The sequence below is a fragment of the Microcystis sp. M49636_WE2 genome (genome assembly GCF_030065375.1).
Taxonomy (GTDB): Bacteria; Cyanobacteriota; Cyanobacteriia; order Cyanobacteriales; family Microcystaceae; genus Microcystis; species Microcystis aeruginosa_C.
Map to the genome: position 1 here is coordinate 1 of NZ_JASJFG010000745.1, position 4,493 is coordinate 4,493.

Annotated in this window: 4 protein-coding genes and 2 pseudogenes; 5 read left to right on the forward strand and 1 reads right to left on the reverse strand. The window is 46.7% G+C overall.

The window, feature by feature from the left end; translation table 11 throughout:
• The 4 genes and pseudogenes from PX484_RS17040 to PX484_RS17055 form a co-directional block, all read left to right on the forward strand.
• The coding region (locus PX484_RS17040; RefSeq protein ID WP_288104883.1) for a DUF3887 domain-containing protein at positions 1-558 on the forward strand (558 nt) is incomplete at its 5' end.
• 46 nt (positions 559-604) lie between these two features.
• On the forward strand, positions 605-1,903 hold the full coding sequence (gene eno, locus PX484_RS17045) for a phosphopyruvate hydratase (RefSeq protein WP_287659489.1): 1,299 nt from the start codon (positions 605-607) through the stop codon (positions 1,901-1,903).
• 463 nt (positions 1,904-2,366) lie between these two features.
• Positions 2,367-3,116, forward strand: coding sequence for an SIMPL domain-containing protein (locus PX484_RS17050; protein ID WP_287767568.1), 750 nt, complete (start codon positions 2,367-2,369; stop codon positions 3,114-3,116).
• Positions 3,117-3,351: 235 nt separating this feature from the next.
• Positions 3,352-3,517, forward strand: a pseudogene (locus PX484_RS17055) (transposase); the annotation flags it as partial.
• Positions 3,518-3,700: 183 nt separating this feature from the next.
• Here PX484_RS17055 and PX484_RS17060 read toward each other — a convergent pair.
• On the reverse strand, positions 3,701-4,090 hold the full coding sequence (locus tag PX484_RS17060) for an AbrB family transcriptional regulator (RefSeq protein ID WP_002737568.1): 390 nt from the start codon (positions 4,088-4,090) through the stop codon (positions 3,701-3,703).
• Positions 4,091-4,390: 300 nt separating this feature from the next.
• On the opposite strand from PX484_RS17060, the pseudogene PX484_RS17065 reads away from it, so the two are divergent.
• Positions 4,391-4,493: pseudogene (locus tag PX484_RS17065) on the forward strand (transcriptional regulator); the annotation flags it as partial.

Genomic DNA, 4,493 nt, shown 5'->3' on the forward strand with positions numbered 1-4,493 from the left:
ATTGCAGCTTTGTCACCCCAACTAAAACCCCTCTGGACTGCCGAAAAACTGCAAAAGGTCTGGGAAAGCCAAGTCACTGACAATACTGGACCGTTTAAGCGCATTGTCAAAAGCAAGCTACTCGATGCTATCAATGCCAATCTGGTGATTGTCACCGTTGAATTTGAGAAAGTTACCGAAGATGTGACAGTTACCTTTAACCGGGCTGGTCAGATAGTTGCCGCCGATTTTCCCGAATTTCGCAGTATTTCTGAGATTGGCGATGCTTTTGTCAAGGCTTTGGCCAATAAAGACTACGGCCTGGCCAGAGGTTATCTACACCCTTTTCTCAAAGCTGAGGTTTTCCCCACCAGAGTGCAAGGCGCTTGGGAAAATTTACTTAAGCGTACCGGCCCCGTGCGTCGGGTTGTGGGAACTCAGGTCAGAAAAGGTTCGGATACGGACGGCGTGGATTTGGTGTTGGTGACGATTCAATTTGAAAAACTGACGGATACTTTAATCCTCGTTTTTGATGATCAAAAGCAGATTGTCAACGTGGATTTCCCTTTAGGCAATTAGTAATCGGCCGAAATTACCGCGTAAATTGAGTTGGAGACGATAAGTTATGTTAGATAAAATCGAAGTTCCCATCGAAGCGATCGCAGCTAGGGAGATTCTAGATTCCCGCGGCCGTCCCACTATCGAAGCCGAAGTGCTGTTAGAATCGGGGGCGATGGGTTTGGCCCAGGTTCCCAGTGGCGCTTCTACGGGCAGTTTTGAAGCCCACGAATTGCGCGATGATGATCCCCAGCGTTACGGTGGTAAGGGTGTCCTAAAAGCGGTTCGCAATGTCCACGAAAAAATTGTCCCGGTTTTGGAGGGGATGAATGCTTTCGACCAAGCTAGTATCGATTTAGCTATGATCGATCGCGATGGCACGGCCAATAAACGAGAATTAGGGGCTAATGCTATCCTAGCCGTCTCTCTAGCTACGGCCAAAGCGGCGGCGGCGGATCTGGGCTTGCCTCTCTATCGTTATCTCGGTGGCCCGATGGCCAATGTGCTACCCGTGCCGATGATGAACGTGATCAATGGTGGTTCTCACGCCGATAATAACGTCGATTTTCAGGAGTTTATGATCTTCCCCATCGGGGCCGATTCTTTTAAGGAAGGTTTGCGTTGGGGGGCGGAAGTATTCGCCGCTTTGGGTAAGGCCTTGCACGAACGCAAATTACTGACCGGTGTGGGCGATGAGGGCGGTTATGCTCCGAATTTGGGTTCAAATCAGGAAGCTTTGGATATTTTAATCGAATCGATCGAACGTGCTGGTTATAAACCGGGGTCGCAGGTGGCTTTGGCTATGGATGTGGCCGCCAGTGAATTCTATCGGGATGGTCAATACATCTACGATGGTTCTTCCCATTCTCCCGCCGAAATGGTGGATTTTTTGGCTAGTTTAGTCGATCGCTACCCGATTATTTCTATTGAAGACGGTTTACACGAGGAAGATTGGGATAACTGGAAATTATTGACCGATAAACTGGGGGCGCGGATTCAGTTGGTGGGCGATGATTTGATGGTGACTAATCCCATCCGTCTGCAAAAAGCGATCGATCTGGGTATTGCTAACTCGATCCTGATTAAACTCAATCAGATCGGTTCTTTGACGGAAACCCTACAAACGATCGCCCTGGCTACCCGTCACGGTTATCGTTCTGTCATCAGTCATCGTTCCGGAGAAACGGAAGACACCACGATCGCGGATCTGGCGGTGGCTACTAATGCTGGACAGATTAAAACTGGTTCTCTCAGTCGCAGTGAACGGGTCGCTAAGTATAATCGCTTATTACGCATCGAAGAAGAATTGGGCGATCGGGCGGTGTACGCGCCGAAAGTCGGTTTGGGTCCAAAATTCTTGGCCTAAAATTTGCAAAAAGTCTTGCAGTGATCGAAAAAGGGTGTTATACTAAAAACACTGATAACTGATAACTGGTCACTGACTATTGTGGTACTTCGCTGGAACCTTTTTCGGCGAAGTATTTATTTTTGGCCTTTTTTCTGCACCAAGCTATGATTTTTGGATCAAAGGTGTTATAGTAAAGGTACTGATAACTGATAACTGGTCACTGACTATTGTGGTACTTCGCTGAAACCTTTTTCGGCGAAGTATTTATTTAACCACAGTTCGGGTTAAACAGAGGAGGATAAAGCCCATTCCATGGTCAAGCTGAACTTATCGGGCGTTATCGCAGCCAGCGATAGGGAGTTTTTGGGGAAGGGAAAGTTCCCCGTCAGATTTCGACCTCCATTGATTTTTGTAAATAATAATTTCAAGGCACTCGCTACTAGCATAGGATAGAAACGTCGGATTTCTAGGATGGGGGATGATGAAAGACAGTTCTATATTTCGACGTTTCCCACAGGTGTTCGCGGGTTTATCGGTGCTATCGATCGCTCTCGTCTTGAGTTCGTGGATAGCGGCACGCTCGTTCTTGGCGGTGAAACGGGCGAGCGATGTTTTTGTCGTGACCGGTTCGGCCAAAAGGGCGATTACATCCGATTATCTTCTCTGGCGTTTATCGGTTTCCAGTCAACAACCTACCGCCCAGGATGCCTACCGCGATCTGATCCGGCAAACCCAGCGGATACGAGCTTATCTCAAAGAAAAACAAGTTCCGGAGGACGCAATCACCACTAACGCGATCGAGACGATGGCGATTCCCGAAGTAACAGCTAACGGTCAGGAAACCGGGCAAATTCTCGCCTATCGTCTCACCCAGCGCTTCGAGATCCGAGCGAGCGATGTGGCCCGTTACACGGAACTTTCTAGGCAGGTAACGGAATTGATTGAGGAGGGAATTAACCTCGTCTCTGAACCTCCCCAATATCTTTACACCCAACTGGATAAGCTGCGGGTGGAAATGGTGGCGGCAGCGACCAAAGATGCGAGAGCGAGGGCTGAGGCGATCGCTAGTAGTACCGGCAGTCGGGTGGGAAGGGTGCGCGATGCGAAAACGGGAGTTTTTCAGATCACCTCGCGCAATTCCACTGACGTGAGCGATTCGGGAATTTACGACACTTCCTCGATCGACAAAGATATTACCGCAGTGGTTTCGGTAACTTTCGGGATCGAGTGAATTATAGTCTTTACCCACGGCTGCATCTGATTTTTGTCAAGCTACCCAGTGGGGATTTTTCAAGAGAAACTCTCTGCTAAAATTGGCCGTTATTGGCGATTTTTTCCTCAATCCCGCCGCTGATTAGCTTTTGCAGTGGGATGCTTAGATGCGGCTTCGTGGCATTTGTACTAATTTAAGGATGACTGATCATTGTTGATTGTCGTTATTTCTGCACATCTGAGATGCTCCCAGAAAGTCCGGACAAGCTAAGAGAAGATTTTAGTTTCAATCTGGTCATGACAAAACTACCTGAAACTTCAGGAACTGTCCTTGCTATTATCTTTTTGGTTGTCAATCTTTCCCAACTGCTTCGGCAGTTTTTTTGGGCTTTTTTTGTCTTTCTGGCTTTTTTTGCGAACAAATGAACTAAGATAGTCCTTCTCTTTAATAAAAATTATGTTTAAAGTTGTTTTGTATAAGTAAAGCTTATCAATTGGGCGACAAATCAGTGGCATTCAATAGCATGATTTCTGGAGCGAATTTTTCAGCAGCCCCTATCTAATGGCAAGGAGAGAGTGAAACGGCTCTCTCCTTAATTATGGCTATTCGTCGTCGTCGCTGGCGCCAACTTGCTTGAGATGAATATGTTTTCTCCCCAAAGTAATTTCAAATTCATCTCCCGGTTTGAGTCCCATTTTTTTGGTGTAGGCCGAACCGATCAGGAGATTATTATTTGATTGGACACTGATGCGGTAGCTGGCCGAGCGCCCACCTCGTCCGTGGCCATTGGCACTGCTATCTAAGTCAATTCCCTCAGCATCGATTAAAGCATTGAGAAATTTCATCATATTAACGCGTTCGATACCATTTTTTGTCATGGTATAGTAGCCGCATTCCCGGGCTTTTTCCTCTTTGCTGAGGTTGCCTAGCTGTTTAACTTTCTCAATTAGTTCGAGGCCAGTCAGGGGTTCTGGATTAGTAGTTGTGTTCATTTAAGTTTGCAGTAGATAAGTAAAGGTTAGGGTCATCAAGGCTAGTCGAGGAGAATTGCTCCCCCTGACCAGAAACAATCGGGTTACGATTGATCTCTACACTTATCTTACACGGTATAAACTAAAAATTATCACTTGCTTGAGGAAATTGATTGTAATTGATTAGACTCTATCTCTCGATCAAAATCTTAACAGAATTTATCAATGTTGATCGAGATGCTGAGGGAAGGGAGGTTAGCCTTTCTGTCATCAATGAGGGCAGGGGGTAGGATAGAGATCAAGAGGTAAAAATGAGGGATAATGAAGCTAACAACTAGGGGTCACTATAGTGTTAAAGCCTTGCTGGATCTTAGTTTACAACCGAGGGGAACTCCCGTATCGGTAAAATCGATCGCCCTGCGTC

What these genes read in the sequence shown, in the direction of transcription:
- eno (WP_287659489.1), top strand. Translation starts at nt 605, where the DNA reads ATGTTAGATAAAATCGAAGTTCCCATCGAAGCGATCGCAGCTAGGGAG.
- PX484_RS17050 (WP_287767568.1), top strand. Translation starts at nt 2,367, where the DNA reads ATGAAAGACAGTTCTATATTTCGACGTTTCCCACAGGTGTTCGCGGGT.
- PX484_RS17060 (WP_002737568.1), bottom strand. Translation starts at nt 4,090, where the DNA reads ATGAACACAACTACTAATCCAGAACCCCTGACTGGCCTCGAACTAATT.